The sequence below is a fragment of the Micromonospora sp. NPDC051296 genome (genome assembly GCF_040682255.1).
Lineage (GTDB): Bacteria > Actinomycetota > Actinomycetes > Mycobacteriales > Micromonosporaceae > Micromonospora > Micromonospora craterilacus.
In genome coordinates this window covers 1-26,474 of sequence record NZ_JBFBAO010000052.1, presented here as the reverse complement: position 1 = coordinate 26,474, position 26,474 = coordinate 1, and the positions used below count along the sequence as shown (strand labels likewise).

General features: G+C 73.5%; 25 protein-coding genes and 1 pseudogene. 17 read left to right on the top strand and 9 right to left on the bottom strand.

Features of this window, described 5'->3' with window-relative positions; genetic code table 11:
• Nucleotides 1-2,677: SpoIIE family protein phosphatase (locus tag AB0M52_RS08730; RefSeq protein ID WP_363950777.1), on the top strand; the 2,677-nt coding region annotated here is incomplete at its 5' end.
• A 12-nt stretch (nucleotides 2,678-2,689) separates the two neighbouring features.
• Here AB0M52_RS08730 and AB0M52_RS08725 read toward each other — a convergent pair.
• Nucleotides 2,690-3,004, bottom strand: coding sequence for an STAS domain-containing protein (locus tag AB0M52_RS08725; protein ID WP_363950774.1), 315 nt, complete (start codon nucleotides 3,002-3,004; stop codon nucleotides 2,690-2,692).
• A gap of 94 nt (nucleotides 3,005-3,098) precedes the next feature.
• On the opposite strand from AB0M52_RS08725, the gene map reads away from it, so the two are divergent.
• A complete protein-coding gene (gene map, locus AB0M52_RS08720; protein ID WP_363950771.1) occupies nucleotides 3,099-3,956 on the top strand; it encodes a type I methionyl aminopeptidase in 858 nt (285 codons plus the stop codon).
• Nucleotides 3,953-4,669, top strand: coding sequence for a VIT1/CCC1 transporter family protein (locus AB0M52_RS08715; RefSeq protein WP_363950768.1), 717 nt, complete (start codon nucleotides 3,953-3,955; stop codon nucleotides 4,667-4,669). Before map ends, AB0M52_RS08715 begins: the two co-directional genes overlap by 4 nt.
• 6 nt (nucleotides 4,670-4,675) lie before the next feature.
• On the opposite strand, the gene AB0M52_RS08710 is transcribed toward AB0M52_RS08715, so the two are convergent.
• The 7 genes from AB0M52_RS08710 to AB0M52_RS08680 form a co-directional block, all read right to left on the bottom strand.
• Nucleotides 4,676-5,395 carry a nucleotidyltransferase domain-containing protein gene (locus AB0M52_RS08710; RefSeq protein ID WP_363950765.1) on the bottom strand — a complete coding sequence of 240 codons (720 nt, stop codon included), beginning with the start codon at nucleotides 5,393-5,395 and terminating at the stop codon, nucleotides 4,676-4,678.
• Between the two features lie 69 nt (nucleotides 5,396-5,464).
• Nucleotides 5,465-5,965: a nitroreductase family deazaflavin-dependent oxidoreductase gene (locus AB0M52_RS08705; protein WP_363950762.1), complete on the bottom strand. Its 501-nt coding sequence runs from the start codon at nucleotides 5,963-5,965 to the stop codon at nucleotides 5,465-5,467.
• Between the two features lie 43 nt (nucleotides 5,966-6,008).
• Entirely contained in the window at nucleotides 6,009-8,747 is a 2,739-nt protein-coding gene (locus tag AB0M52_RS08700) for an ABC transporter permease (protein WP_363950759.1), read from the bottom strand.
• Complete coding sequence (locus AB0M52_RS08695; RefSeq protein WP_363950788.1) at nucleotides 8,744-9,481, bottom strand: ABC transporter ATP-binding protein; 738 nt, start codon at nucleotides 9,479-9,481, stop codon at nucleotides 8,744-8,746. The genes AB0M52_RS08700 and AB0M52_RS08695 overlap by 4 nt, the downstream gene beginning before the upstream one ends.
• Nucleotides 9,482-9,558: 77 nt before the next feature.
• Nucleotides 9,559-10,140, bottom strand: coding sequence for a PadR family transcriptional regulator (locus AB0M52_RS08690; protein ID WP_363950756.1), 582 nt, complete (start codon nucleotides 10,138-10,140; stop codon nucleotides 9,559-9,561).
• Nucleotides 10,141-10,213: 73 nt separating this feature from the next.
• Nucleotides 10,214-10,669 carry a ferritin-like domain-containing protein gene (locus AB0M52_RS08685; protein WP_363950753.1) on the bottom strand — a complete coding sequence of 152 codons (456 nt, stop codon included), beginning with the start codon at nucleotides 10,667-10,669 and terminating at the stop codon, nucleotides 10,214-10,216.
• The gene (locus AB0M52_RS08680) at nucleotides 10,666-11,118 is read right to left on the bottom strand and encodes a hypothetical protein (protein WP_363950786.1); all 453 of its coding nucleotides are present in this window, start codon (nucleotides 11,116-11,118) and stop codon (nucleotides 10,666-10,668) included. The genes AB0M52_RS08685 and AB0M52_RS08680 overlap by 4 nt, the downstream gene beginning before the upstream one ends.
• A 220-nt stretch (nucleotides 11,119-11,338) precedes the next feature.
• Here AB0M52_RS08680 and rimP point away from each other — a divergent pair, with 220 nt between their 5' ends.
• The 10 genes and pseudogenes from rimP to AB0M52_RS08630 all read left to right on the top strand — a co-directional run bounded on the left by rimP (nucleotide 11,339) and on the right by AB0M52_RS08630 (nucleotide 21,133).
• The gene (rimP, locus tag AB0M52_RS08675) at nucleotides 11,339-12,019 is read left to right on the top strand and encodes a ribosome maturation factor RimP (protein ID WP_363950751.1); all 681 of its coding nucleotides are present in this window, start codon (nucleotides 11,339-11,341) and stop codon (nucleotides 12,017-12,019) included.
• Nucleotides 12,016-13,059 carry a transcription termination factor NusA gene (gene nusA / locus AB0M52_RS08670; RefSeq protein ID WP_363950749.1) on the top strand — a complete coding sequence of 348 codons (1,044 nt, stop codon included), beginning with the start codon at nucleotides 12,016-12,018 and terminating at the stop codon, nucleotides 13,057-13,059. The genes rimP and nusA overlap by 4 nt, the downstream gene beginning before the upstream one ends.
• Nucleotides 13,060-13,075: 16 nt before the next feature.
• A pseudogene (locus AB0M52_RS08665) lies at nucleotides 13,076-13,406 on the top strand (YlxR family protein).
• 93 nt (nucleotides 13,407-13,499) lie between these two features.
• Nucleotides 13,500-16,457 (top strand): translation initiation factor IF-2, encoded by a 2,958-nt coding sequence (gene infB, locus AB0M52_RS08660; RefSeq protein ID WP_363950746.1) that lies wholly within the window; start codon nucleotides 13,500-13,502, stop codon nucleotides 16,455-16,457.
• Nucleotides 16,458-16,548: 91 nt separating this feature from the next.
• Nucleotides 16,549-16,842, top strand: a complete 294-nt coding sequence (locus AB0M52_RS08655) for a DUF503 domain-containing protein (RefSeq protein WP_363950743.1) — start codon at nucleotides 16,549-16,551, stop codon at nucleotides 16,840-16,842.
• Between the two features lie 133 nt (nucleotides 16,843-16,975).
• A complete protein-coding gene (gene rbfA / locus AB0M52_RS08650; protein WP_363950740.1) occupies nucleotides 16,976-17,455 on the top strand; it encodes a 30S ribosome-binding factor RbfA in 480 nt (159 codons plus the stop codon).
• Nucleotides 17,456-17,613: 158 nt separating this feature from the next.
• Nucleotides 17,614-18,600, top strand: coding sequence for a bifunctional oligoribonuclease/PAP phosphatase NrnA (locus AB0M52_RS08645; protein ID WP_363950784.1), 987 nt, complete (start codon nucleotides 17,614-17,616; stop codon nucleotides 18,598-18,600).
• A 71-nt stretch (nucleotides 18,601-18,671) separates the two neighbouring features.
• Nucleotides 18,672-19,079, top strand: coding sequence for a hypothetical protein (locus AB0M52_RS08640; RefSeq protein ID WP_363950781.1), 408 nt, complete (start codon nucleotides 18,672-18,674; stop codon nucleotides 19,077-19,079).
• The gene (locus AB0M52_RS08635) at nucleotides 19,079-19,288 is read left to right on the top strand and encodes a DUF6186 family protein (RefSeq protein WP_199523982.1); all 210 of its coding nucleotides are present in this window, start codon (nucleotides 19,079-19,081) and stop codon (nucleotides 19,286-19,288) included. The genes AB0M52_RS08640 and AB0M52_RS08635 overlap by 1 nt, the downstream gene beginning before the upstream one ends.
• A 495-nt stretch (nucleotides 19,289-19,783) precedes the next feature.
• Entirely contained in the window at nucleotides 19,784-21,133 is a 1,350-nt protein-coding gene (locus tag AB0M52_RS08630; protein ID WP_363950737.1) for an MATE family efflux transporter, read from the top strand.
• Here the strand turns inward: AB0M52_RS08630 and AB0M52_RS08625 are convergent, their stop codons facing one another.
• A complete protein-coding gene (locus AB0M52_RS08625; RefSeq protein ID WP_363950734.1) occupies nucleotides 21,134-21,451 on the bottom strand; it encodes a hypothetical protein in 318 nt (105 codons plus the stop codon). It abuts the gene before it with no gap.
• Nucleotides 21,452-21,556: 105 nt separating this feature from the next.
• Between AB0M52_RS08625 and truB the strand changes: the two genes are divergently transcribed.
• From truB to AB0M52_RS08605, 4 genes are all read left to right on the top strand, one after another.
• Nucleotides 21,557-22,489 carry a tRNA pseudouridine(55) synthase TruB gene (truB, locus tag AB0M52_RS08620; protein ID WP_363950779.1) on the top strand — a complete coding sequence of 311 codons (933 nt, stop codon included), beginning with the start codon at nucleotides 21,557-21,559 and terminating at the stop codon, nucleotides 22,487-22,489.
• 59 nt (nucleotides 22,490-22,548) lie between these two features.
• The gene (locus AB0M52_RS08615; RefSeq protein ID WP_363950732.1) at nucleotides 22,549-23,478 is read left to right on the top strand and encodes a bifunctional riboflavin kinase/FAD synthetase; all 930 of its coding nucleotides are present in this window, start codon (nucleotides 22,549-22,551) and stop codon (nucleotides 23,476-23,478) included.
• Nucleotides 23,479-23,652: 174 nt separating this feature from the next.
• Nucleotides 23,653-23,922: a 30S ribosomal protein S15 gene (rpsO, locus tag AB0M52_RS08610; protein WP_137782330.1), complete on the top strand. Its 270-nt coding sequence runs from the start codon at nucleotides 23,653-23,655 to the stop codon at nucleotides 23,920-23,922.
• 221 nt (nucleotides 23,923-24,143) lie between these two features.
• On the top strand, nucleotides 24,144-26,474 hold a 2,331-nt coding region (locus AB0M52_RS08605), incomplete at its 3' end, for a polyribonucleotide nucleotidyltransferase (protein WP_363950729.1).

Here is a 26,474-nt window from a genome sequence, read left to right as displayed (position 1 = left end):
CCGGGCCGCCGAGCTGGCCGCCCTGGATCTGGCGAAGACCAACTTCTTCGCCAACGTGAGCCACGAGTTCCGTACCCCGCTGACCCTGGTGCTCGGCCCGCTGGAGGATCTGCTCGCCGACCCCGCCTTGCCGGCGGCGTACGCGCCGCGGCTGACCACGATGCACCGCAACGGGCTACGGCTGCTGAAGCTGGTCAACACGGTGCTCGACTTCTCCCGGCTGGAGTCGGGTCGGCTGGCCGCGCGCTACCAGCCGACCGAGCTGGCCGGCTACACGGCCCGGCTGGCCAGCACGTTCCGCTCGGCCACCGAGCGCACCGGCCTGCGGCTGGTGGTGGACTGCCCGCCGCTGGCGGAACCGGTCCACGTCGACCAGGACATGTGGGAGAAGATCGTCCTCAATCTGGTCTCCAACGCCGTGAAGTTCACCTTCGACGGTGAGATCCGGATCCGGGTCCGAAAGGCCGACGGAAGCGCCCGCCTGGAGGTCACCGACACCGGCGTGGGCATCGTCGCGGAGGAACTGCCCCACGTCTTCGAGCGGTTCCACCGGGTGCCGGGGGTGCGCTCGCGCAGCCACGAGGGCACCGGGATCGGGCTGGCGCTCGTCCGGGAGCTGGTCGAGATGCACGGCGGCCGGGTCACCGTGACCAGCCAGGTCGACCACGGCAGCACCTTCGTCGTGACCGTACCGTTCGGTTCCGGGCACCTGCCCGACGACCAGGTGGCCGAAGCCGACGGCACCGCGCGCGAGCCGCGGCAGGCCCCGCTCTTCGTCGCCGAGACCGCGCACTGGACCGGCACCACCGCCCCGACCACCCCGGACTCACCAGCGCTCACCATTTCCGCGCCCACCCCGGGCGGGACCGCCCCGGCGGGCCGCATCCTGGTCGTCGACGACAACCCCGACCTGCGGGAGCACGTCACCCGGCTGCTCGTGCCGACCTGGGAGGTGGTGACCGCCGCCGACGGTGTCGACGCCCTGCGGCTGGCCACCGACAACGCCTTCGACCTGGTGCTGACCGACGTGATGATGCCCCGGCTGGACGGGATCGGCCTGGTCGCCGCGCTGCGCGCGGACCCGCGCACCCGGTCCGTGCCGATCGTGCTGCTGTCGGCTCGCGCCGGCTCGGCCGCCGAGGTGGCCGGGCTGTCGGTCGGTGCCGACGACTACCTGACCAAGCCCTTCTCCGGGCAGGAGCTGATCGCCCGGGTCCGGGCCAACGTGGAACTCGGCCAGCTGCGCGGCCAGATCGTCCGTCGGCTCGGGGCCCTCGCCGACGCAGCGGTCGCGGTGAACACCGCCCGTTCCACGGCCGACGTGCTCCAGGTCGCGGCCCGGCACGCGCTGAGCCTCGCCGAGGCCGGCCGGGTGGTGCTCTCCGCCGGCGGGGCGCGTTACGAGGCGGATGCCGGCGGAGTCACCTCGGCCGAGCCGTCCTTCGTCGCGCCGCTGACCGGCGTCGCCGGCAAGCGGCTCGGCGAGCTGCGGGTGTGGCGGCCGGCCGCCGAGGACGCCGGCACGCACGAGGCCGCGCTGACCCAGCTCGCCCGGCTGGTCGGCGTACGCCTGGAGAACGCCCAGCTCTACGAGGCCGAACACCGAATCGCCACCACCCTGCAACACAGCCTGCTGCCGCGTACCCTGCCCCAGCTGCCCGGTGCCGTGGTGGCCAGCCGCTACCTGCCCGGCACCGCCGATGTCGAGGTCGGCGGCGACTGGTACGACGTGGTCGCCCGGGACGACGACGAACTTGTGCTGGTCATCGGCGACGTGGTCGGCAAGGGCGTGCCGGCGGCGGCGGCCATGGGCCAGCTCCGCAACGCGTTGCGCGCGTACGTGCTGGAGGGCTTCGACCCGGGCGAGTCGCTGACCCGGCTCAATCGGCTGGTGGGCTCGACCGAGTCACGTTCGTTCGCCACGGTCTTCTGCCTTTGGTTCAGCCCCCGCACGGGCCAGCTGCGGTACGCCAGCGCCGGGCATCCGTCGCCGCTGCTGATCCGCGGGCCCGACGTGGCGTTCCTGCACGACCGTGCGCTCGGCCCGCCGGTCGGCGCCATCCCCGGCACCGGGTACGAGACGGCCTCCGGCGAGCTGCGGGCCGGCGACCGTCTCCTGCTCTACACCGACGGCCTGATCGAGGACCGGCAGGTCGGCATCGACGTCGCCCTGGCCCAGCTGCGGGCGGACGCCGCCCGCCCCGGCGACCACGTGGCGGACCTGATCGACGCGGTCGTCGAGCGGGTCGCGGACCGGCCCCGGCGTGACGACGTGGCGGTACTCGCGCTGGAGGCGGCCGAACTCAACCGGTTCGCGCTGCGGCTGCCCGCCGATCCCACCCGGCTGAGCGTGCTGCGCAAGCGGCTGGAGGACTTCCTCGTCGCGCACGGAGTGGGCGAGACGGACCTGTTCGACCTCACCGTGGCGGTCTCCGAAGCGGCGGCGAACGCCATCGAGCATCCGGTCGACCCGGCGGAACCGACGATCGGGGTCGAGGTGACCGTGGAGGACCGCGTGGTGGTGGCGACCGTGCGGGACACCGGGCGGTGGCGGGAGGCGACCGGGTCGGGCTTCCGGGGCCGGGGGCTGTCGCTGATCCGGGCACTCGGGGAGATGTCGGTCAGCCGTACCCCGGAAGGCACGTCGGTCACCCTGCGCCGGCGGCTGCAACCCTGAGCCAGCAGGCGGTCAGGCCGGGTGCAGCCAGCCCTGCTCGCCCAGGCCGGCGATCTCCAGCACCCGGCTGACCTGCCGGGACGGCAGCACCCTCAGCGCGTCCGGATAGTGGCCGGCGAGCCGGACCACCGCGTGGATGGCCGCCGAGTCGAAGAAGGTCACCGCGCGCAGGTCGAGCGTCACCCGGGTGGCCGGCTCGCGCAGCGCGGTCTGGAGCATGGTGTCGGCGGTCGCCATGTCGACCTCGCCGGTGACCACCACCCTGAGGTGATCACCGTCGGTCTCCGCGCTGGCGGAGAAGACGGGAGGTGCGCCCCCTTGATCCACGCTGACACCTTGACACAGTGGTCCTGGTGGGGCAACAACCCTCGGCCATGGGCGGTGGTGGGGGTCACGAAGTGGTCGGCGATAGGCTTGCGGCATGACCGTCCGTGCGCCGCTGACCCCTGGCACGCTCTCTCCGTGGCGGCCGGTGCCCGCCCACATCACCCGACCCGAGTACGTCGGCAAGAAGGCACCGCGCCCCTGGCAGGGGTCACACGTGCAGACCGCGGAGACCATCGAGAAGATGCGCGTCGCGGGACGGATCGCCGCCCAGGCCGTGCAGTTGGCCGGGGAGCACTGCAAGCCCGGCGTGACCACGGACGAGATCGACCGGGTGGTGCACGAGTTCCTGATCGACAACGACGCCTACCCGTCGACGCTGGGCTACAAGGGTTTCCCGAAGTCCTGCTGCACCAGCCTCAACGAGGTGATCTGCCACGGCATCCCCGACACGACCGTGCTGGCCGACGGCGACATCATCAACGTCGACGTCACCGCGTACATCGGTGGGGTGCACGGCGACACGGATGCGACCTTCTGCGTCGGTGGGGTCAGCGAGGAGGCCCGGCTGCTGGTCGACCGGACCCACGAGGCGATGATGCGCGGCATCAAGGCGGTCGCCCCGGGCCGGCAGATCAACGTCATCGGCCGGGTCATCGAGTCGTACGCAAAGCGCTTCGGCTACGGCGTGGTCCGGGACTTCACCGGCCACGGCATCGGCGAGTCCTTCCACAGCGGGCTCTACGTGCCGCACTACGACAGCCCCCGCCCCACCGACGTGATGGAGCCGGGCATGACCTTCACCATCGAGCCGATGATCACTCTCGGCACCTACCAGTACGACCTGTGGGAGGACGGCTGGACGGTGGTCACCAAGGACCGGAAGTGGACCGCCCAGTTCGAGCACACCGTCCTGGTGACCCAGGGCGGCCACGAGATCCTCACGCTGCCGTGACCGACACCCCTGCGGCGCTGCGGGAGGCGCACCACGCCGACGTGTCCGGCGGCTGGCTGCGCCCGGCGGTCTTCGGCGCGATGGACGGCCTGGTCACCAACATCGCCCTCATCGCGGGCGTCGGCGGCGGCGGGGTCTCGCCGCACAACATCGTGCTCACCGGCGTCGCCGGCCTGGTCGCCGGTGCGATCTCGATGGCGCTCGGGGAGTACACCAGCGTGCGGTCGGCCAACGAGCAGCTCGCCGCCGAGGTGGCCAAGGAACGGCGCGAGCTGGAGCGCCACCCCGAGGCCGAGGCCCGGGAACTGGCCCAGCACTGGGTCGCCCGGGGCCTGCCGGAGGAACTCGCCACCCAGGTGGCCGAGGCGGTCCGGCACAACCCGGAGCAGGCCCTGCGGATGCACATCCAGGAGGAGTTGGGCGTCGACCCGGACGAGCGACCCGACCCGTGGACGGCGGCGTTCTCGTCGTTCCTCTGCTTCTCCGTCGGCGCGCTGGTGCCGCTGCTGCCGTACCTGCTCGGCGCGACCAGCCTGGCCCTGGCCCTGGCGGTGGGCGGGCTCGGGCTCTTCGTCGCCGGTGCGATCGTCTCCCGGTTCACCAACCGCCGGTGGTGGTCCGGCGGGCTGCGCCAGCTGCTGCTGGGTGCCGCCGCCGCGGCGGCGACCTACCTGATCGGAACCCTGATCGGCGTCCAGGGCGGTCTCGGCTGACCGGGGTCAGTTGTTGAGCAGGTCGTCGATGGTGCCGTCCACGGGGCGGCCCCGGGCGGTGAGTTCCGCGGATTGGCGGGCCAGGACGGCGGCGACCTCGGTCATGTCGGCTCCGGCCAGGCCGGTGCGGCGCACCGCGTCGCCACGGTCGCGGAAGTAGGTGCGGCTGAGTAGGCCGTTCACCGTCGCCGCGGCCAACCGGGCCTCGCCGAGCATCAGCAGGGCCTGGTCCGTCTCGTACCACTCGGCGAGCCGGGCCGCCCGGGCGTGTGCGGCGCTGCCCCGGTACCAGGCCGTCCGGGCGGCCGTGGTGAACTCCGCCGGGCGGGCCCGGGCCAGCCGGCCGAGGTGCTCGTCGCGCATGGTGTGCAGCCACCCGGTCGGGTCGTGCAACGCCCGGGTCGTCACGTAGCGGTCGGCGGTCAGCGGCCACCGCGAGGTCAGCTGCCGGGCTTGGTGCAGGCGCTCCTCGGCGGCGACCACGGTCAGGTCGACCAGCACGCCGTCCACCCGGCGGGTCGCCGAGGGCGGTCCCGTGCCGGGTCGGTAGGTGACCACCAGCAGCCCGACCTCGCCGTTTCCGCCGCCGTCGTCGTCGCCATGGGCCAGCGGGCCGTGTACGGCCACGGCGAGCACGTCGGCCGGGAAACGCCGCCGCACGGCCTCGGCGACCCGTTCGGCCACGGTCCACCGTGGATCGTTGCGGTGCTCCTCGACACCGTCCACGCCGACCACCCCGCGATCGCGCCACCGCCCACACCGTCGCCGGGAGCGACCACCCGGTCACCGCACACCCTAGTGCGGCCCGCCGCGCTCGTCGGGGGTGCCGCGCCGGTCGGGCACCAGGCGGAAGATCCGGATGTCCCGGTCGCCGGCCCGCTCGACGTACGTCTGGTAGGCCGGCCACTCGTCGACCAGCAACCGCCACAGCCGGTCGCGTTCGGCGCCGGTGGCCAGCTGCGCGCGCACCGGGATTCGGTGTCCCGCGACGTCCACCTCGGCGCGCGGTTCGGCGAGCAGGTTGAGCGCCCAGGCCGGCTGCCGGGGCTGGCCCCAGTTCGATCCGATCACCACGTACGCGTCGCCGTCCGGTACGTACAGCAGCGGGTTGCTGCGCGGCCTGCCGGATTTTCGGCCGGTGGTGGTGACGATCAGGGACGGCACGAGTCCCAGCGCGACCACCCGTCCCCGGGTCAGCCGCCCGACGGCCCGGTCGGCGGGGACCAGCAGACGCATGGCGGCGCCGAACCAGCGCTGATGACCGACCCGGCGGGTGAGGGTTCCCAGTGCGGACATCCGGACAGTCTGCCCGCCTCGGCAACGCCGTGGCACCGGCCGATCAGTCCAGGCGGCGTTCCACCGGTAGCCGCGAGCGGGTGAACAGCGCCGCCCCGAGCATCGCCACCAGCGGCACCGCGACCAGCACGCCGAGGGTGAGCCAGGGGATCACCAGCGGGTACGGCGGTTCGATCGGCCAGCCGTCGGCGTACCGCTCGTTGGTGAAGGTGAGCACGATCGCCGCCGAGACGAGGCCGGCGATGATGCCCAACGCCGAGCCGAGCACGGCGATCACTCCGGCCTGGCAGAGCGACAGCAGGCGGCGTACGCCCGGGCTGGCACCGACCGCGGCGAGAGTGGACAGGTCGGCCCGTCCCTCGGCCGCGGCGAGGCCGGTGGCGATGCCCGCGGCGCCCACGGTGACCACCGCGGACACCCCGGCCAGCAACAGCAGCAGCGGCTGGTTGCCACCGTAGTGTCCACCGCTCTCGATCTCCACCGCCACGGCGAGCGGGCGGATCGCGGTGATGAACCGATCCTGCTTCTGCCGGTCCCGTCCCGGCGGCTCGCCGGCCTCGATCGCCCAGCCGTCCTGTCGGGTCACGAGATCGAGCCGATCGGCTGCGGCCGGGGAGAGCAGCAGCCACTTCCTGCCGACCGCCGTGCTCAGCACGTGACCGGGCACGGTGGTGGTGTCCGTGGCCCGTGCCGCCTCATCGGGGTTGCGCTTGATGCTGAGTTCCAGCCGGCCGTCCACCAGATAGCGCGGGTCGGTCACCACCGCCCCGCCAGCCCGCAGCGTGGCCGTGGCGGCGGCGACGTCGGCCGGGTCGGCCCCGGTGAGGATCGGCAGCGCCGTTCCGTCGTCCACGGTCACCCGGAAGTACGTGTCGTAGTGGTTGTCGGCCGGGCCCTGGCAGCGGTGGTCGGCCCGGGCCCGGCGCTGGTCGGCGGCGCTGAGCGGCTCGTCCGGCCGCCATGGGCAGGCCCGCTCGGCCGGCAGTGCGGCGGTGATCACGCAGGTGTCGAAGTTCGGCCGGCATCCGGCGGTGACCAGGGGGGCGATCGTGCCGGCACCGAGGTGCTCCCGGGCCGGGCCGGCGATCTCGGCGCGGGTGGGCAGGGTGTTCTCGCCGGGCCGTCCGCCGGCCGTGATCAGCACGCTGTGGTCCGGCATCGCGGGCTGATACTGCTGGTCGTTGCGGGCGTCCTCGCTGGCCAGGAAGATGCCCAGGGCGACGCTGCCGGCGACCGCGGCCATCACCGCGGAGATGGCCGGGGCGGCGGAGGATCGATTGCGGCTGGCGTCGCGTACCGCGATCCGCGGTGCCAGCGGGAGAAACCGGCCGAGCCGGGCCAGCAGTCCGACCAGCGTGGGGGTGGCGAAGACCAGCCCGAGTTCGCCCAGGACCAGCCCGGCGAGGATGACCGACTGCGAGGTCACCGCCGCGCCGAGCGCGGCCACGCCGGCCCCACCGGCGGCCAGCAGCACGCCGATGGTCAGCCAGCGGCGGCTGTGCGCCGGTGGCGTCCGCCGGCCGGCGAGCCCGGCCACCACGTCCTGCCGGGCGGCCGTCCAGGCCGGCGCCAGGGCGGCCAGCACCCCGGCCAGCACCGCGACCAGCGCGATCACGCAGAGCGCCGCCGGCCATACGCGGTACCCGCCGAATCGGTGCTGGAAGACGAACTCCTCGACCAGCGGCCGCCCGGCGAACGCCGCCACCACGCCGAGCGCGACGCCCGTCGCGGCACCGAGGCAGCCCAGCACCACGCCGTCGGCGAGCACGACCCGGCGCAGTTGGGTGGCGTCGCCACCGGCCACTGCGACCAGCGCGAGGTCCCGCCGTCGGCGCCGTACGCCGACGGCGAAGGCCGGGCCGACGAGCAGCACCACCTCCAGCAGGCCGAGCCCCCCGACCAGCGCCCCGGTGCCGATCTCCTCCACCTCCAGCGTGGCGGGTGGCGACTCGTAGATGGCGCCGAGCCACGTCGGCGGCGCGGGCACCCGGGCGGCGACCACCACACCGTTCCGGTTGAGCTGGCGGAAGATGTCGTCGGTGACCGGCCCGGGCAGGTCGGCCAGGAACACTGCCTCGGTGTACGGCTCCGGCGGCGGCGCCTCGGCAGGATGCAGGATGACCATCGGGGTCAGCTGCTCGGGCAGTTCGACCACCCCGACGACCGTCCAGGTACGCCCGCCGTCCCCGGCGGTGATCGAATCGCCCAGGCCGACCCGAAGGGTGCGCCGGGCGGCCAGGTTCACCGCGATCTCGTCGGCCACGGCCGGTACCCGGCCGGCGTGGACCCGGACGAGCCCGCGCCCGAGCGGGTCGGTGAGGTCGACCGCGGTGGCGGAGATGTCGTCCCGGATTCGGTCCCCGTCCCGGACGGTGAAGGGCAGCCAGCGGCGTACCGGGAGGACCTGGCTGCCGGCCGGGAGCAGCGCGGCGACGTCGTCCGTGGCGACCGGCCCGGGCCCCGACTCGCTGTCGGCCGAGGATGCCCAGCTGTCCCCGATGGGGCTCTGCGCCACCGGGCCGGTGGAGACCACCCGCAGTTCCGCGTCGGCGGTCCCGAGCCGGCGGTCCATCTGCTCCGCCGTGGTCAGCTGCGCCATGTCGACGCTGGCCGCGATGAAGGTGAGGGCCAGCACCGGCAGGATGATCATCGCCAGCACCAGGGCGGTGCGCGCGCGGGCCCGCCTCGCCTCCCGGCGGGCGATCCGCAGTGCGGCCCGCCACGACCCGACCGCCTCGGCCAGTCGCGCCCTGCGGAGTGGCTGGTGCGGCTTGCCGGTCACCGGCCGCTGCCGGCGAGCAGCGTCTCGACGCCCACCAGGGGGGCGGTCGAGTCGACCGTCACACCGTCGCGCAGGAACACCACCCGGTCCGCCCAGGCGGCGTGTCGCGCCTCGTGGGTGACCAGCACCCCGGCCGCCCCCGCGTCGACCCGGCGGCGCAGCAGGCGCAGCACCGCCTCGCCGGTCTGCGAGTCCAGCGCCCCGGTCGGCTCGTCGGCCAGCACCAGGCGACGCTCGCCGACCAGCGCCCGGGCGATTGCGACGCGCTGCTGCTGGCCGCCGGAGAGCTGGTCCGGGAACCGGTCGCCGAGCTCCGACAGTCCCACCTCGGTCAGCGCCGCCTGCGCGAGCCGGCGGGCCCGGCGGACGCCCGACCCGTCGAGTTCGAGGGGGAGTGCGACGTTCTCCGCCGCGGTCAGCCCGCCGATGAGGTTGAGGTTCTGGAAGATGTAGCCGATCCGTCGGCGACGCAGCCGGGCCAGACCGCGGCGATCGAGCGCGTGCAGCGGCTGCCCCTCGACGTGCACCTCGCCGGCGGTCGGGCTGTCCAGCCCACCGGCGAGGGTGAGCAGGGTGGACTTGCCGGAGCCGGAGGGGCCCATCACGGCGACCAACTCGCCGGGGCGGACGACCAGGCTCACTCCGCGCAGGGCGTGCACCGCGGCCGGGCCGGTGCCGTGGGTGCGGTGCACGTCACGCAGGTCGAGGATGGACTCGGCGGGGAAGCCGGGCAGCCCGGAGGCGCCGCCGACGTCCGCAGGGGGCGGGGCGCCGTGGTCCGGAGTGGCCGGCGCCGGCCCGCTGACCGAACTCACCGTCGTGCCTCCTCACCGCTGCGGCCCACCGCCCCAGGGATGGGCGACGGGCCGGAGACCGGGGGGCGGTGCCGCACCAGGCTGGTCTCGCAATGGTCCAGCCAGCGCACTTCCGCCTCGGCCTGGAACACCATCGCGTCCAGCACCAGTCGCCACGGCAGGTCCTCGGGTCGGTCGCTGGCGTACTTCAACCGGGTCAACTCCTGCAACGCGCGCATGGTGGCGGTGCGCTGGGTCTGCACCACCGCGCGGACGTCCACCCCGGGTGTGGTCAACGCCAGTGCCAGCTTGATCGCCAGTTCGTCGCGGGGGCGGTCGGTCCGGCTGATCGGGGTGGCGAACCACAGGGCCAGGTCCGCCCGCCCGGCGTCGGTGATCTCGTACGGCCGCTGGCCGGCCTCGCTCTCCGGCAACGGCCGCACCAGCCCGTCCCGCTCCAGCCGCGACAGCGTGGTGTACACCTGCCCGATGTTCAGCGGCCAGGTCGAGCCGGTCGACTCCTCGAACGCGGCCCGCAACTGGTAGCCGTACATCTGGCCGCGTTCGAGCAGGGCGAGCAGGCCGTGGCGGATGGACATGGACCGGAGTATGCATACCTGGTATGCCGTCCGCAACCGGTGCGGGCGTGACCCCCGCTACGTCGGGCGGGGTTCAGCCGGGGCGACCCGGGAAAGGCACGGTCAGCGGGGTGATCCCGGCACTGCGCCGCCAGCGCGTTGCCCGCACCGCGTACTCGACCAGGGCGGCCAGGGCGCGATCCCGTTCGGCGCCGGTGCTGGCCGGCAGCACCGCCCGCCAGAACGCCGCCGTCCGCTCCTCCACCTCCACCGCCAGCCGCAGCGCGCTGGCCCGGTCGGTCACCGGGAACGGCAGGGCGTAGCCGGCCCGGTCCGGTGGCACGGTGCCGCCGCCGGTGCTCAGCTGGACCACCAGGCCGTCGCGTCGACCCCGGTGCGCGGCCTCGGCCTCGACGGCGGCCTTGCGTTCGGCGCCGTCGAGGCGTACCCCGATCGGGCCGTAGGCCCAGATGGCGGCGTACTCGGCGGTCAGCGCCCCGGCGATGGCGTCCTCCGGGCTGGTCGGCGCGTTTATGAACGGCCCGTTCATCGGAGCGCCTCCAGGTGGGTGGCCCGCGCGGCGGCGATCGAGCCGAGCAGCGCGGCCCGCTCGGCGGGCGCCGCGGCACACGCCTGGGTCGCCGTCTCCCGGCCGGCGCGTTCGGCCTGCCGCAGCGCGGTCAGCGTGGCGGCGCGGTCCGCGGGCGGCGCGGCGGACGCGGACGGGGCGGCGGTACCGGACGGAGTCGCGGTGCCGATCACCCGGGCGAGTTCTGTGGCGTGCGCCTCGTGCGCCTCGGCGAGCGGGACGAGCCGGCCGGCCAGGTCGGGATGAGCGGTGGCGGCTGCCCGCAGCCCGGCCGCGAGTCGCAGCGACTCGTCGACCAGTGGGGCGTGCGGGTCCGGCTCCGGGGGCTCGTCGTCGCGGTCGAAGAGACCACAACCGGTCAGCGGCGCACCCGCCCCGCCGAGCGCCAGCAGTGTGCCGGCCCGCAGCACCGCGCGTCGGGAAAGCGGGGACGATCCGTCCCGCCGAGTCGTTCTGCCCATCACCACCGGACAAGTCAACACCATCCCGGGGGCCGTTGTACGGCGGTGGCGTCGGTGCGCCGCCCGGGCCGTCCTCCGGCCGGCGCGTTACGCTCTGCGCAGCCACCGGCGCGTCCGCACCGGTGGCGTGCCGGCATGGCGTGTCGGCGAGCAGCGGAAGGGTCCGGAGATGACGCAGCGTGGCCGTGCCACCAGAACGACGGGGCGACCCCGCGGCGGCCCGGCTCCGCGCGGCGGTCCGGCTCCGCGCGGCGGTCCGGCTCCCCGTGGTGACCTCGCCGCCCGCCGGGAGCGGCTGCGCGAGGTGATCGCACCGGTGGTCGACGACGCCGGCTACGACCTGGAGGATCTGTCCGTTTCCCGGGCCGGCCGCCGGCACGTGGTGCGGGTGATCGTCGACGCCGACGGCGGGATCAACCTGGACGCGGTGGCCGACGTCTCCCGGGCGGTCTCCGCCGCGCTGGACGCGGCCGAGGAGAGCGGCGGTGACATCGTCGCCGGGGAGTACCAGCTGGAGGTCAGCTCCCCCGGGGTGGACCGGCCGCTGACCCTGCCCCGGCACTGGCGGCGTAATGTCGGCCGGCTGGTCCGGGTGACCGTCCGGGGCGCGGGCGCGCCGTCCGGGCAGCAGGGTGAGCGACCGGCGGGCGACCGGCAGGTCACCGGGCGGGTGCTCGCCGCCGACGACGAGGGCGTGGTGCTGGAGACCGATGCCGACCGCGCGGAGTGGGCCTACGCCGATCTCGGTCCGGGCCGGGTGCAGGTCGAGTTCAGCCGCCTCGACGAGCTGCCCGATTCAGAAGACGTCGACGACGATGACGATGACGATGTGGAGGACGAGGAGAGGTGAACATCGACCTCGCGGCGCTGCGCGCACTCGAGCGCGAGCGGGAGATCCCGTTCGACACGATCCTCGCGGCGATCGAGACCGCGCTGCTGACCGCGTACCGGCACACCGAGGGCGCCCAACCGCACGCCCGGGTGGAGATCGACCGCAAGACCGGCGTGGCCCTGGTCTACGCCCAGGAGGTGAGCGCCGAGGGCGCCGTGGTGCGGGAGTGGGACGACACTCCGCACGACTTCGGCCGGATCGCCGCCATGACCGCCAAGCAGGTGATCCTCCAGCGGCTGCGGGAGGCCACCGACGAGGTGCACTTCGGTGAGTACGTCGGTCGTGACGGCGACCTGGTGACCGGGGTGGTGCAGGCGCACGAGGCGCGGGCCGAGAAGGGCATCGTCACCGTCGACCTGGGCAAGCTGGAGGGCGTGCTGCCGCAGTCCGAGCAGGTGCCCGGCGAGCGGTACACCCACGGCGAGCGGATCCGCTGCGTGGTGGTGCACGTGGCGAAGGGAATGCGCGGTCCCCAGATCACGTTGTCCCGGACGCACCCCAACCTGGTGAAGAAGCTCTTCGCCCTGGAGGTGCCGGAGATCGCCGACGGCACGGTCGAGATCAGTGCGATCGCGCGTGAGGCCGGTCACCGTACGAAGATCGCGGTGCGCTCCACCGCTCCCGGCGTCAACGCCAAGGGCGCCTGTATCGGCCCGATGGGGCAGCGGGTGCGGGCGGTGATGAGCGAGCTGCACGGTGAGAAGATCGACATCATCGACTGGTCGGACGATCCCGCCAACTTCGTCGGCAACGCGCTCTCGCCGGCCAAGGCGCTCCGGGTCGAGGTGGTCGACCTGGCCAACCGTGCGGCCCGGGTGACGGTCCCGGACTTCCAGCTTTCGCTCGCGATCGGGCGGGAGGGGCAGAATGCCCGGCTTGCTGCCCGACTGACCGGTTGGCGGATCGACATCCGGTCCGACGCCGAACAGGCTGGTCCGGGTGGCAGGTCCGGTGCCGATCACGTCCGGGAGCCGGGCGGAGCGGTCTCGGGCAGCTAGGGGTAGACTTCCAGCAGTGGTACGACGCGCGCGGCCGGAGCGCACCTGTGTGGGTTGCCGACGGCGTGCGCCGGCCAGGGAACTGCTGCGGATCGTCGCGGTCGGCGAGGAGGCTGGGTTCAGCCTCCGACCCGATCCGACCCGCAGACTGCCGGGTCGGGGAGCGAACATGCACCCGGATCCGGCCTGCTTCGCGCAGGCGGTGCGGCGTCGGGCCTTCGGGCGGGCGCTGCGCGTCGCCGGGGTTCCGGATGACGGGGCCCTCGCGGATTACCTGACGCGCCAACCACCACGTCCGGTCACCCGACCGGGCGAGGGTCGCTAGCAAGGTAGGACGACCAAGATGAGCACACGATGAAGTCCCAGAAATGACCAGGCTTCAAGTGCACGAGTGAGGTCGCTGCGGGTGCTGCCCGCACGACCTCGGAGTGAGGAGTGCAGTGGCAGGCAAGGCCCGCGTACACGAGCTTGCAAAGGAGCTCGGGGTCGAAAGCAAGACCGTTCTCGCCAAGCTGAAGGAAATGGGCGAGTTCGTTAAGTCCGCATCGAGCACCGTCGAGGCGCCCGTCGCCCGACGGCTGCGTGGCGCGTTCGTCGCCTCCGGCGGGGCCGGTGCCCCGTCGGCCCCGCCGGCAGCCGCGCCGGCACCGGCGGCGTCACCGACCCCGCCGCCGACCTCCGGCGAGCCCCGGATCACCGCCAAGCCGACGCCGCCCCGGCGTCCGGCGATGCCCGGGCCAAAGCCGAAGGCCCCGGTGCCCGGTCCGCCGCCGCCGGCGGCCCCGGTCGCCAAGCCGGCGAGTGCCCATGACATCGAGGTGGCCGCCGCCGAGGCGCGTGCTGCCGCGCTGAAGGCTGAGCAGGAGGCCGCGGTCAAGGCCGCGCAGGCCGCCCGCCAGCAGCAGCGCGAGAACGTCCGCCGGGAGCCCCCGGCCGACGGCGGTGCCCGTCCAGGTCCCCGGCCCGGCCCCGGCAACATGCCGCCCCGTCCGGGTTCCCCGGCCGCGGGTCGCCCCGGTGGGCCCACCCCGGGTCCGGGCGGCCGGCAGGGTCGCCCGCCGGCGCGCGGCGCCGGTAACAACCCGTTCGGCATCCAGGGCAGCCAGCAGCAGCGGCCGCCGGCCGCCGGTGCCGGTGGTCCCCGGCCGAGCCCGGCGTCGATGCCGCCGCGGCCCAGCCCCGCTTCGATGCCGCCGCGGCCCAGCCCGGCGTCGATGCCGAGCCAGCGTCCCGGTCGTCCGGGTGGCCCGGGTGCCGGTCGTCCCGGTGGGGGCGCCGGTCGTCCGGGTGGTGGCGGCGGTGGCGGTGGCTACCGCGGCGGTCCCGGTGGCGGTGCCGGCGGTGGCGGTGGCTACCGCGGCGGCCCCGGTGGCGGCGGCGGCGGTGCCGGCGCTGGCGGTGGCTTCCGTCCGGGTGCGCCGGCCGGTGGCGGCGGGCGTCCGGGTGGCGGTGGCCGTGGCCGTGGCGGCGGTGCCGCGGGTGCCTTCGGGCGTCCGGGTGGCAAGCCGACCCGTGGTCGCAAGTCCAAGAAGCAGCGCAGACAGGAGTTCGACAACCTGTCGGCCCCGACCATGAGCTCGGGCGCGCCCCGGGGTCAGGGGCAGACGGTCCGGCTCTCCCGTGGCGCCTCGCTGTCGGACTTCGCCGACAAGATCAACGCCAACCCCGGTTCGCTGGTCCAGGAGATGTTCAACCTGGGCGAGATGGTCACCGCGACCCAGTCGTGCTCCGACGACACCCTGCTGCTGCTGGGTGAGCACCTTGGCTTCAACGTGCAGATCGTCAGCCCGGAGGACGAGGATCGCGAGCTGCTCGCGCAGTTCAACATCGACCTCGACGCCGAGGTGGCGGAGGACCGCCTGGTCAGCCGTGCGCCGGTGGTGACCGTCATGGGTCACGTCGACCACGGTAAGACCAAGCTGCTCGACGCGATCCGCAAGGCGAACGTGGTGGCGGGCGAGGCCGGCGGCATCACCCAGCACATCGGTGCCTACCAGGTCCACGTCCCGCACGAGGGCGAGGACCGGGCGGTGACCTTCATCGACACCCCGGGTCACGAGGCGTTCACCGCCATGCGTGCCCGTGGTGCCCAGGTGACGGACATCGTGATCCTGGTGGTGGCGGCCGACGACGGCGTGATGCCGCAGACCATCGAGGCGCTCAACCACGCCAAGGCGGCGGACGTGCCGATCGTGGTCGCGGTCAACAAGGTCGACAAGCCGGAGGCCAACCCGGACAAGGTCCGCCAGCAGCTGACCGAGTACGGCCTGGTCGCCGAGGAGTACGGCGGCGAGACGATGTTCGTCAACGTGGCCGCGAAGCCCGGCATCGGCATCGAGGACCTCCTCGAAGCGGTGCTGCTCACCGCCGACGCGTCGCTGGAGCTGACCGCTCCGACCGACGGGCCGGCGCAGGGTGTGGCCATCGAGGCGCACCTGGACAAGGGCCGCGGTGCGGTGGCGACGGTGCTGGTGCAGAAGGGCACCCTGCGGGCGGGCGACTCGATCGTCGCCGGCGGGGCGCACGGCCGGGTCCGGGCGATGCTCGACGAGAACGGCAACCAGGTCACCGAGGCCGGTCCGGCGCGTCCGGTCATGGTCCTCGGTCTGACCGCGGTGCCGGGCGCGGGCGACACCTTCCTCGCCGCGGCGGACGACCGCACGGTGCGGCAGATCGCCGAGCAGCGGCAGGCGCGGCGGCGGGCGGCGGCGTTCGCCAACTCCCGTGGCCGGGCCACCCTCGAGACGCTCATGGAGCAGCTCAAGGAGGGCGAGAAGACGTCGCTCAACCTCATCCTCAAGGGCGATGTCTCCGGTTCGGTGGAGGCCCTGGAGGACGCGCTGTTCAACCTCGACATCCCCGAGGAGGTCCAGCTCAAGGTCCTCGACCGGGGCGTCGGCGCGATCACCGAGAGCAACGTCATGCTCGCGAGTGCCTCGTCCGAGCCGGTCACGATCATCGGCTTCAACGTGCGGGCCTCCAACAAGGTCCGCGAGATGGCCGACCGCGAGGGCGTGGAGATCCGGTACTACACCGTCATCTACCAGGCCATCGAGGAGATCGAGGCGGCGCTCAAGGGCCTGCTCAAGCCGGAGTTCGAGGAGGTCGAACTGGGCACCGCGGAGATCCGCGACGTGTTCCGCTCGTCCAAGATCGGCAACATCTCCGGTTGCATCGTCCGGTCGGGTGTCATCCGGCGCAACGCGAAGGCGCGCCTGCTGCGCGACGGCACGGTGGTGGCGGACAACCTCACCATCAGCTCGCTCAAGCGGTTCAAGGACGACGCGACGGAGGTCCGGGAGGGCTTCGAGTGCGGTCTGACCCTGGGTGGTTACAACAACGTCCAGGTCGGCGACGTGATCGAGACCTTCGAGATGCGGGAGAAGGTTCGCGCCTGATCCTGCGGTGACGCACTGGTCAAGGGGTTTACGCCGGTCGGCGTAAACCCCTTGATCATGTGGGGCGGGTTGCCGGTAGTGTCGGTAGACGATGTACACCGCAACCGCAGTATTCGACCTGCTGCTGCCGGGGGACTCCCGGTCGCTCAAGGCCAAGAGATCGTACGTACGGCCGATCGTGGCGGCGCTGCGCCGCTTCGAGGTGTCGGCCGCCGAGGTGGGGGCGCTCGACCTGCACGGGCGAGCGGAGATAGGGGTGGCGGTCGTGGCCGCCGAGGCGGCGCACGCCAGCGAGGTGCTCGACTCCTGCGAGCGGCTGGTGGCCGGGCGGCCGGAGATCGAACTGCTGTCGGTGCGCCGCCGGCTGCACGGCGAGGACGACTGACCGTGGCGGGCGGCCACCGGCCGCCCCGCGCGGCGGCGCGGGTAGGGTTCGAGGTGTTGGGGCCGGTCCGGGCTCCGGTGACGTGGGCGTCGCCGGTCCTGGCCGGTAGCGGGACGCCGTGGAGGTGGCGGAGATGACGGATCCGGCCAAGGTACGCCGGCACGCGGAGCGGGTGCGTGAACTGGTCGCGTCGGTGGTGCGGAGCCAGATCAAGGACCCGCGGCTCGGCATGATCACTATCACCGACGCCCGGATCACCGCCGATCTGCGCGACGCCACGGTCTTCTACACCGTGCTCGGTGACGCGGCGGCCCAGGCGGGCACCGCTGCCGCGCTGGACAGCGCCAAGGGCATGCTGCGCAGCACGGTCGGCAAGGCCCTCGGGCTGCGCCACTCGCCGACCCTGACCTTCGTCCTGGACGACGTGCAGGATCAGGTCAAGCACATCGACGACCTGCTCGCGGCGGCCCGTAACGCGGACGCCGAGGTGCAGCGCCTCGCCGCCAAGGCCGAGTACGCCGGCGACGCCCAGCCGTACCGGGTCGAGGAGGCCGAGGAGGGTGACGCCGAGGACGGCGACGCCGACGAAGCCCGGGGTGGGGACCGTCGGTGACCGCCCATTCCGGCGGTGCCCTGACCGAGGCGACCCCGGCCGCGCCGATCCCGGCCGGCCCGACCTCTGCCGATTCCGCCGGCCCGGCGCTTGACGGCCCGGCTCCGGACGGCGCTGCCGGCCCGACCGAGGCCGACTGGGCCGCCGCCGTCGCGGCCGTGCGCCAGCTGCCGCCCGACGGCCGGGTGCTGCTGATCTGCCACGTCAACCCGGACGGCGACGCGCTGGGCAGCATGCTCGGCTTCGGGCTCGGGCTGCGCCGGCTCGGCGTACGCCGGCTGCAGGCGACCTTCCCCGGCCCGCCGGAGGTGCCCGAGCCGTTCCGCGGCCTGCCCGGCCTGGAGCTGCTGGTGCCGGCGACCGATGCCGACCCACAGCCGGACCTGGTCATCTGCTTTGACGCGGCGAGCGATTCGCGGCTCGGGGAGCTGGCCGACCGGTTGACCGGCACCGCAACGGCGCTGGTGCTCGACCACCACGCCTCCAACAGCGGCTTCGGCGACGTCAACCTGGTCGACCCGGCCGCAGCGGCGACCTCGGTGGTCGCGGAGGAGCTGCTGGCCCGGCTCGGCGTCGCGTTGGACGCCGGCATCGCCGAGTGCCTGTATGTGGCGTTGAGCACCGACACCGGCTCGTTCCGGTTCGACGCGACCACGCCGGCCGTGCACGAGATGGCGGCCCGCCTGCTGGCCACCGGGATCCGCCCGGGCGAGATCTCCCGGCGCGTCTTCGACAGCCGCCCGTTCGGTGCGGTGCGGCTCTTCGGCGAGGTGCTCGGCCGGGCCCGCCTGGAGCCGACCGCCGCCGCCGGGCACGGCCTGGTCTGGACGTACGCGACCCTGGACGATCTGGCCCGGCACGACCAGCGACCGTACGTGCTGGAGGCCCTGATCGATCCGGTCCGGTGCACCGCCGAGGCCGACGTGAGTTGTGTGATCAAGCAGACCGGGCCGGTCGACTGGGCGGTGTCGCTGCGTAGCAAGGGCGCGGTGGACGTCAGCCGGGTGGCGGTCGCGCTGGGCGGCGGTGGGCACCGGCTCGCCGCCGGCTTCACCGGCCGGGGCACGGTCGACGAGGTGGTCGACCGGATCCGGGCCGAGCTGGCCGCACCCGCCGCGAAGGGCGGCGTCGACCAGCAGGGGTAGGGGTCATTTCCGGGGCGTCTCCGGGGGTGTCGACCTTCCGGCGGCCTGGACAGGGCGGGGAGAATCGGATGATGGAGCAGCCCCACGATCTCACCGTCGAGGCCCCTCGCACCTGGGAGCGTCCGGTTGTCTGCGTACCGGTGCTCGTCGCCCTTTCGCTGGTCGGCGGTCGCTTCCCGTCCTTCTCGACGGAGGCCAACCTGTACGTCTTCGGCACCGGCGGGGTGCTGATCTGGCTGGGTCTGACCAGACGGGTGCAGGGCCATGCGGCGCCGCAGCGGCTGAGTTCGGGTGCCATCTGGTGGACCCTGCCGGTGGTGGTCTTCGGGGTCTTCGAGGGGGTCACCTTCGTCGCGGCGGCCGGCGAGGACTTCCCCACCTTCTCCCTGCTGGCCGATCCGCTGCTGGAGGATCGCCTGGTCCGCTCCGCCGGCTGGTTGGTGTGGCTGTCGGCGTTCTGGGGGCTGGTGCGGCGATGATGCGGGCACTGGCGATCGGTGGATTCCTGGTCGGGCTGGCGCTGTTCGGTCTGATCGAGTGGCTGGCCCGGCGCGAGGGGTCGCGGATACCGACCCTCGGCGAGGTCTGCGCCTACGTGATGCGTTACGAGGTGGGCCCGGTCCCGGTCGGCCGGATCGGGTTGTTCGGCTTCTGGTGGTGGGTCGGCTGGCACTTCCTGGCTCGGTGACGGGGACCCGACCCGTCCAGATGGCGGGAACAGCGCGCACCATGTGGACCTGAACGATAACTTGGGAAACGGTCGGCGCCGCTTCGGCGCAGGTCAGGGAAGGCGGAGCCATACCCGGCGCCGCTTCCCTCCAGGGTCGACCGACCCCGGGCCACCACGCCGCCCAGCCACCGCTCCGGTGACCCCGGAGGAGGTGCCGGGTGCCCCGTAACAACGCCCGTGACGCGCCGTCGCGCCTGGCGGCGCGCGCCCTGGAAGGGGTCCACCATGCCCGCCAAGCCCAAGCCCGAGACCACCGACGAGGCCCGTGAGCAGGCCCGCCGCGCCCTGCAGACCTCCATGGACACCCGTCAGTGACCGTACGCGACCGGCGGTGACGCCGAGCCGTCCCGCGTACGGCGTCACCGCCCGCCCGCCGCTGCGAACAGCACCCTGGGCGGGTAAGTAGCACATCAGCTTGCTCCCCTTACTCATCGCGTGCCACGATCGGCGGCGATGAGCCAGCCCACCAGCACCACCGACCGGGTCGCCTCGCCGCGCCGGATCGCCGCGCTCGCCCTGCCGGCCCTCGTGGTCCTCGCCGCCGAGCCGCTCTACGTACTCGTCGACACCGCGGTCGTCGGCCATCTGGGCCGGGTTCCGCTGGCCGCCGTGGCGGTCGGCGGCACGGTGATGACCCTCACCGCCTGGTTGGGCACCGTGGTCGCGTACGGCACGACCGGCCGGGCGGCCCGCCGCTTCGGTGCCGGGGACCGGGCCGCCGCGGTGGCCGAGGGCGTACAGGCATCCTGGCTGGCCCTCGGCGTGGGGGTGCTGGTCGTCATCGGCATGCAGTTCGGTGGCGGCGCGCTGGCCGGTGCCCTCGCCGGGGGTGGTGAGGTCGGAGTCGCCGCCGCCGAGTGGCTGCGGATGGCCGCGTTCGGCGCTCCCGGGCTGCTGCTCGCCGCCGCCGGCAACGGCTGGTTGCGCGGCGTGCAGGACACCCGCCGACCGTTGGCCTTCGTGGTCGGCCCCAACCTGCTGTCCGCGGTGCTGTGCCCGGTGCTGGTCTACCCGGTGGGCATGGGACTGATCGGTTCGGCGGTGGCGAACGTGATCGCGCAGACCCTCTCCGGTGCCCTGTTCGCCGCCGCCCTGGTGGCCGAACGGGTGGCGCTGCGCCCGCGCCCGCGGGTCATCCGCCAGCAACTGGTGCTCAGCCGCGACCTGCTCATCCGGGGGGTGGCCTTCCAGGCCAGCTTCCTGTCCGCCACGGCGGTCGCCGCACGGTTCGGCGCTGCCGCCGTCGGCGCGCACCAGATCGCCGTGCAGCTCTGGTTCTTCGCGGCGCTGGTGCTCGACGCGCTGGCCATCGCCGCGCAGGCGCTGGTCGGGGCCGCGCTCGGCGCCGACGACGGCGCGGGGGCCCGCGCGCTGGCCCGGCGGATCGGCCGGCTCGGCGCGGTCTGCGGCACGGCGTTCGCCCTGCTGGCGGCGGCCGGTGCCGGCGTCGTGCCGACCTGGTTCAGCTCCGACTCGGCGGTACGCGAGCAGGCATTGGTCGCCTGGCCCTGGTTTGTCGCGATGCTGCCCCTGGCCGGGGTGGTGTTCGCCCTCGACGGCGTGCTGATCGGTGCGGGTGACATCCGTTACCTGCGCAACCTGACGGTGGTCGGTGCGCTGGGCGGATTCCTGCCGGCGATCTGGCTCGCCCACGCCTTCGACCTCGGCCTCGGCGGCATCTGGGCCGGCCTGATGCTGTTCATCGTGATCCGCCTGGTGGCCCTGCTGCTGCGGCTGCGTTCCGGCGCCTGGGCGGTCACCGGTGCGGTGCGGACCGAGCCTCGTGCCGGTGCCGCCGCTTGATCAGACCTGGCCGTAGAGACCGTAGGCCAACATCACCATGACCAGGATCACCACGAAGGAGATCAGCATGGCGGCGACCTTGACGGTGTTCGGAAAGCGCTGGTAGAGGCGCTGCCGCCGCTGCCAGGCCCACCAGCGGTGCCGCAGCCACCCGGCGCCGGGCAGGGCGGCAAGGCCGTCGGCCAGCCGGGTGCCCAGGGTGCGCCGGGCCGGGGGTGGGTCGAGCATCCAGTCGGGCAACGTGGGCCGCGGGTCGGGCGTGCGGAGGCCTGGCTCCGTTGGCCGTCGGGTACGCGCGGGTTGGTCGTTGGTCGTCATCTCGTTCTCCCCGTGGTGCGCGAGCATGGGCGTCCACCGACGCCGATGGGCTCATCGTGGCAGGGCGCTACCGCGCCGTACATCCGTTTTCGCGCCCGGCGTCCGGTGCCCGGCCGCCCGGCCGCCGGGACGGGTCTGGCAGGCTTGCACGTCGTGAGCACAGACGGTCTGATCGTGGTGGACAAGTCCGGCGGCATGACGTCGCACGACGTCGTGGCGCGGATTCGCCGGCTCGCGCGGACCCGCCGGGTCGGCCACGGCGGCACGCTCGACCCGATGGCCACCGGGGTGCTGGTGATCGGCGTGGGCCGGGCCACCCGGCTGCTGACGTACGTGATCGGCGCGGACAAGAGCTACACCGCCACGATCCGGCTCGGCCAGGCCACCGTCACCGACGACGCGGAGGGCGACGTGATCGCCTCCACGCCCGCCGGCATGCTCACCGACGAGGCGATCCGGGCGGCGTTGGCCGCGCTGACCGGAGAGATCGACCAGGTGCCGAGCGCGGTGAGCGCCATCAAGATCGACGGGCAGCGGGCCTACAAGCGGGTGCGTGAAGGGGAGAGCGTCGAGCTGCCGGCCCGGCGGGTCACCGTGTCCCGGCTGGACGTGCTGGCGATCCGGCGCGAGCAGCCCGACGTGGTGGACGTCGACGTAGACGTGGCCTGTTCCACCGGCACGTACATCCGGGCGATCGCCCGCGACGCGGGCCTGGCGCTGGGGGTCGGCGGGCACCTGACCGCGCTGCGGCGTACCGCCGTGGGCGGCTTCACCCTGGCCGAGGCCGCCACCCTCGATGAGTTGGAGCGGCGCGCGCCCGAGGTGGTCGACCTGCCGCTCGCGGCTGCGGCCGACCGGTTCTTCCCGCGCCGTGACGCCACCGCCGACGAGGCGAAGGTGCTGTCCCACGGCGGGCCGCTCGACGCGGTCGGCCTCGCCGGGCCGTACGCGGTCTTCGATCCGGCCGGCGGGCTGATCGCTATCGTCAGCGAGCGGGCCGGCCGGGCCCGCGCGGAGATCGTGCTGGCCCCGGCCTGACGTCGGGCGCCGGACGGCCGGCCGCCGCCGGGAGAGCGGGAACACAGCGGAGGAGCAGCATGCAGCGGTGGCGGGGGTACGACGCGGCGCCCGGTGGCTGGGGACGGTCCGTCGTCACCATCGGCGTCTTCGACGGCGTGCACAAGGGGCACCAGGCGACGATCGGGCACGCCGTGGCCCGCGCCCGCGAGCTGGGCGTGCAGTCGGTGGTGGTCACCTTCGACCCGCACCCGGCCGAGGTGGTCCGTCCCGGCTCCCACCCCGCGGTGCTCACCGAGCCGGCCCGTAAGGCGGAGTTGATCGAGGCGCTCGGGGTGGACGTGCTCTGCGTGGTGCCGTTCACCCCCGAGTTCTCCCGGCTGCCCGCCGAGGCGTTCGTGCACGACGTCCTGGTCGAGCACCTGCACGCCGCGCTGGTGGTGGTGGGCGACAACTTCCGGTTCGGACACCGGGCGGCCGGGGACGTGGCGCTGCTGGAGCGGCTCGGCCGCACCTTCGGCTTCGCCGTGGAGGGTGCCCCGCTGGTGGCCGAGGCCGGCACCGTCTTCTCCTCCACGTACATCCGCTCCTGCGTCGACGCCGGTGACGTACGCGCGGCAGCCGCCGCGTTGGGCCGCCCGCACCGGCTGGAGGGCGTGGTCGTCCGGGGTGACCAGCGCGGCCGTGAACTGGGCTTCCCGACGGCTAACCTGCTCTGCCACCGGTACGCAGCGGTCCCCGCCGACGGCATCTACGCCGCCTGGATGGTCCGCCGGGGGCAGCGGCAGCCCCTCGCTGCGGCCGTGTCGATCGGCACGAACCCGACTTTCTCCGGCCGGGAGCGTCGGGTCGAGGCGTACGTCCTGGACTTCGACGGCGATCTGTACGGTGAGCGGCTCGCCCTGGACTTCGTGGCGCACCTGCGCGGGCAGGTCCGGTTCGACTCGATCGAGCCGCTGGTGGCGCAGATCACCGAGGACGTGGCGCAGACCCGCCGGGCGCTGGCCTGACGGGCCTTGTCCGAATGAATCGGACGGGTGGTGTACCGTGGGGGAGACGTCGGCTGACCGACGTGGGGCCTCGCATGCCTGCTCGACGCCGCGGGTGCGAGGACCGTCCGTCACCGGTGCCTGAGCCCGGCCCGACGGACCAGCATCGAATCAACCCACTGGAACAGGGAGAACATGGCGCTCGACCAGCAGGCCAAGGCCAAGATCCGCGAGGAGTACGCGACCGTCGAGGGCGACACCGGTTCGCCTGAGGTGCAGGTCGCGGTCCTCACCAAGCGGATCGCCGACCTCACCGAGCACCTGAAGGTGCACAAGCACGACCACCACAGCCGCCGCGGGCTGCTGCTGCTGGTCGGCCGCCGCCGTCGGTTGCTCAACTACGTCCAGAAGAAGGACATCAACCGCTACCGGTCGCTCATCGAGCGACTCGGTCTGCGCCGGTGACGTGACGGGGGAGTGGCCAGCGGGCCACTCCCCCGTCGGCGTACCGCCCGAGACACGGGCCGCGACCACCCAGACAGGGAGCCGTCGGCGTACCGGTCTCCGGTAGTGGCCTCCGGACAGCCCCGGCATCGCGCCGGCGGTCCCGGGCGCTTCGATCGAAGACCGGCCGTCCGTACAGCTCCCGCGTCGTGGCCCCCGATGCGAAGGAGCACGTCAGCACCATGACCGAGACCAAACTCGGCACCGAATCCCGGACCGCCGTGATCGACAACGGGTCGTTCGGCACCCGTGAGATCACCTTCTCCACCGGCCGGCTGGCCCGGCAGGCCGCCGGCTCCGTCACCGCCCAGCTGGGCGAGACGGTCGTCCTCTCCGCCACCACCGCCGGCAAGCAGCCGAAGGAGCAGTTCGACTTCTTCCCGCTGACCGTCGACGTCGAGGAGCGGATGTACGCCGCGGGCCGCATCCCCGGCTCGTTCTTCCGCCGCGAGGGCCGGCCCAGTGAGGACGCGATCCTCACCTGCCGCCTGATCGACCGGCCGCTGCGCCCGTCGTTCGTCAAGGGCCTGCGCAACGAGGTCCAGGTCGTCGAGACCGTCCTCGCGCTCGACCCGCAGCACCCGTACGACGTGGTGGCGATCAACGCCGCCTCGATGTCGACCAAGCTCTCCGGCCTGCCGTTCTCCGGCCCGATCGGGGCCACCCGGATGGCCCACGTCGACGGCCAGTGGGTCGCCTTCCCGACCTACGAGGAACTGGCTCGGGCCACCTTCGACATGGTCGTGGCCGGCCGGGCCCTGCCCGACGGTGACGTCGCGATCATGATGGTCGAGGCCGAGGCCACCGACCACACCGTCGCCCTGGTCGCCGCCGGCGCCACCGCGCCGACCGAGGAGGTCGTGGCCAGCGGCCTGGAGGCCGCCAAGCCGGCCATCCGTGAGCTGTGCCGGGCGCAGAGCGAGCTGGCCGAGGTGGCCGCCAAGCCGGTCGCCGAGTTCCCGGTCTTCCTGGACTACCAGGACGACGCGTACGACGCGGTCGCCGAGCTGGCCCGCGCCGACGTCGCCGAGGCCCTGCAGATCGCCGGCAAGGCGGTCCGCGAGGAGGCCCTGGACGCGGTCAAGGCCCGCGTGCTGGAGGAGCTCGGCCCGCGCTTCGAGGGCCGGGAGAAGGAGCTCTCCGCCGCCTTCCGTTCGCTGACCAAGTCCGAGGTGCGCAGCCGGGTGCTCCGCGAGCAGGTCCGCATCGACGGCCGCGGCCCGCGCGACATCCGCCCGTTGACCGCCGAGGTCGGCGTGCTGCCCCGGGTGCACGGCTCGGCGCTGTTCGAGCGCGGCGAGACCCAGATCCTCGGCGTCACCACGCTCAACATGCTGCGCATGGAGCAGGCGCTGGACACCCTCTCCCCGGAGAAGTCCAAGCGCTACATGCACAACTACAACTTCCCGCCGTACTCGACCGGTGAGACCGGCCGGGTCGGCTCGCCGAAGCGCCGGGAGATCGGCCACGGTGCCCTCGCGGAGCGGGCGCTGATCCCGGTGCTGCCCTCGCGCGAGGAGTTCCCGTACGCCATCCGGCAGGTCTCCGAGGCGCTCGGCTCCAACGGCTCCACCTCGATGGGTTCGGTCTGCGCCTCGACGCTGGGCCTGCTCAGCGCCGGTGTGCCGCTGAAGGCGCCGGTGGCCGGCATCGCCATGGGCCTCATCTCCGACGAGGTCGACGGCAAGACCCAGTACGTGACGCTGACCGACATCCTCGGTGCCGAGGACGCGTTCGGCGACATGGACTTCAAGGTCGCCGGCACCCGTGACTTCGTCACCGCGCTCCAGCTCGACACCAAGCTCGACGGCATCCCGTCCGACGTGCTGGCCGCCGCGCTCCAGCAGGCCCACGAGGCCCGGCAGACCATCCTCGACGTGATGCAGCGGGCGATCGAGGCACCGGCCGAGATGTCCGACTACGCGCCGCGGGTCACCACCGTGAAGATCCCGGTCGACAAGATCGGCATGGTGATCGGCCCGAAGGGCCAGACCATCAACGCCATCCAGGACGAGACCGGCGCCGAGATCTCCATCGAGGACGACGGCACGATCTACGTCGGCGCCACCAACGGTCCGTCGGCGCAGGCCGCGGTCGAGCGGATCAACGCGATCGCCAACCCGACCCTGCCCAAGCTCGGCGACCGCTTCCTGGGCACCGTGGTCAAGACCGCGCCGTTCGGCGCGTTCGTCTCGCTGCTGCCGGGCCGGGACGGCCTGCTGCACATCTCCAAGGTGGGCGACGGCAAGCGGGTCGAGAAGGTCGAGGACTTCCTCAACGTCGGCGACAAGGTCGAGGTCGAGATCGCGGACATCGACCAGCGCGGCAAGATCTACCTGGACAAGGTCCGTCCCGAGGGTGCCGAGGCGCCCGCCGAGGGTGAGGCCGGCGAAGAGCGTCCGGCCGGCCGCGACCGCGGCGACCGCGGCCCGCGCGACCGGGGCGACCGCGACCGTGGGGGCGACCGCGGCGGTCGCGGCCCCGACCGTGGCGAGGGCGGCGAGGGCGGCGGC

Coding starts and splice junctions, on each gene's coding strand:
- map (WP_363950771.1), top strand. CDS start 3,099: ATGACCGTCCGTGCGCCGCTGACCCCTGGCACGCTCTCTCCGTGGCGG.
- AB0M52_RS08705 (WP_363950762.1), bottom strand. CDS start 5,965: ATGTCCGCACTGGGAACCCTCACCCGCCGGGTCGGTCATCAGCGCTGG.
- AB0M52_RS08690 (WP_363950756.1), bottom strand. CDS start 10,140: ATGTCCATCCGCCACGGCCTGCTCGCCCTGCTCGAACGCGGCCAGATG.
- AB0M52_RS08685 (WP_363950753.1), bottom strand. CDS start 10,669: ATGAACGGGCCGTTCATAAACGCGCCGACCAGCCCGGAGGACGCCATC.
- rimP (WP_363950751.1), top strand. CDS start 11,339: ATGACGCAGCGTGGCCGTGCCACCAGAACGACGGGGCGACCCCGCGGC.
- AB0M52_RS08655 (WP_363950743.1), top strand. CDS start 16,549: ATGTACACCGCAACCGCAGTATTCGACCTGCTGCTGCCGGGGGACTCC.
- rbfA (WP_363950740.1), top strand. CDS start 16,976: ATGACGGATCCGGCCAAGGTACGCCGGCACGCGGAGCGGGTGCGTGAA.
- AB0M52_RS08640 (WP_363950781.1), top strand. CDS start 18,672: ATGGAGCAGCCCCACGATCTCACCGTCGAGGCCCCTCGCACCTGGGAG.
- AB0M52_RS08635 (WP_199523982.1), top strand. CDS start 19,079: ATGCGGGCACTGGCGATCGGTGGATTCCTGGTCGGGCTGGCGCTGTTC.
- AB0M52_RS08630 (WP_363950737.1), top strand. CDS start 19,784: ATGAGCCAGCCCACCAGCACCACCGACCGGGTCGCCTCGCCGCGCCGG.
- AB0M52_RS08625 (WP_363950734.1), bottom strand. CDS start 21,451: ATGACGACCAACGACCAACCCGCGCGTACCCGACGGCCAACGGAGCCA.
- AB0M52_RS08615 (WP_363950732.1), top strand. CDS start 22,549: ATGCAGCGGTGGCGGGGGTACGACGCGGCGCCCGGTGGCTGGGGACGG.
- rpsO (WP_137782330.1), top strand. CDS start 23,653: ATGGCGCTCGACCAGCAGGCCAAGGCCAAGATCCGCGAGGAGTACGCG.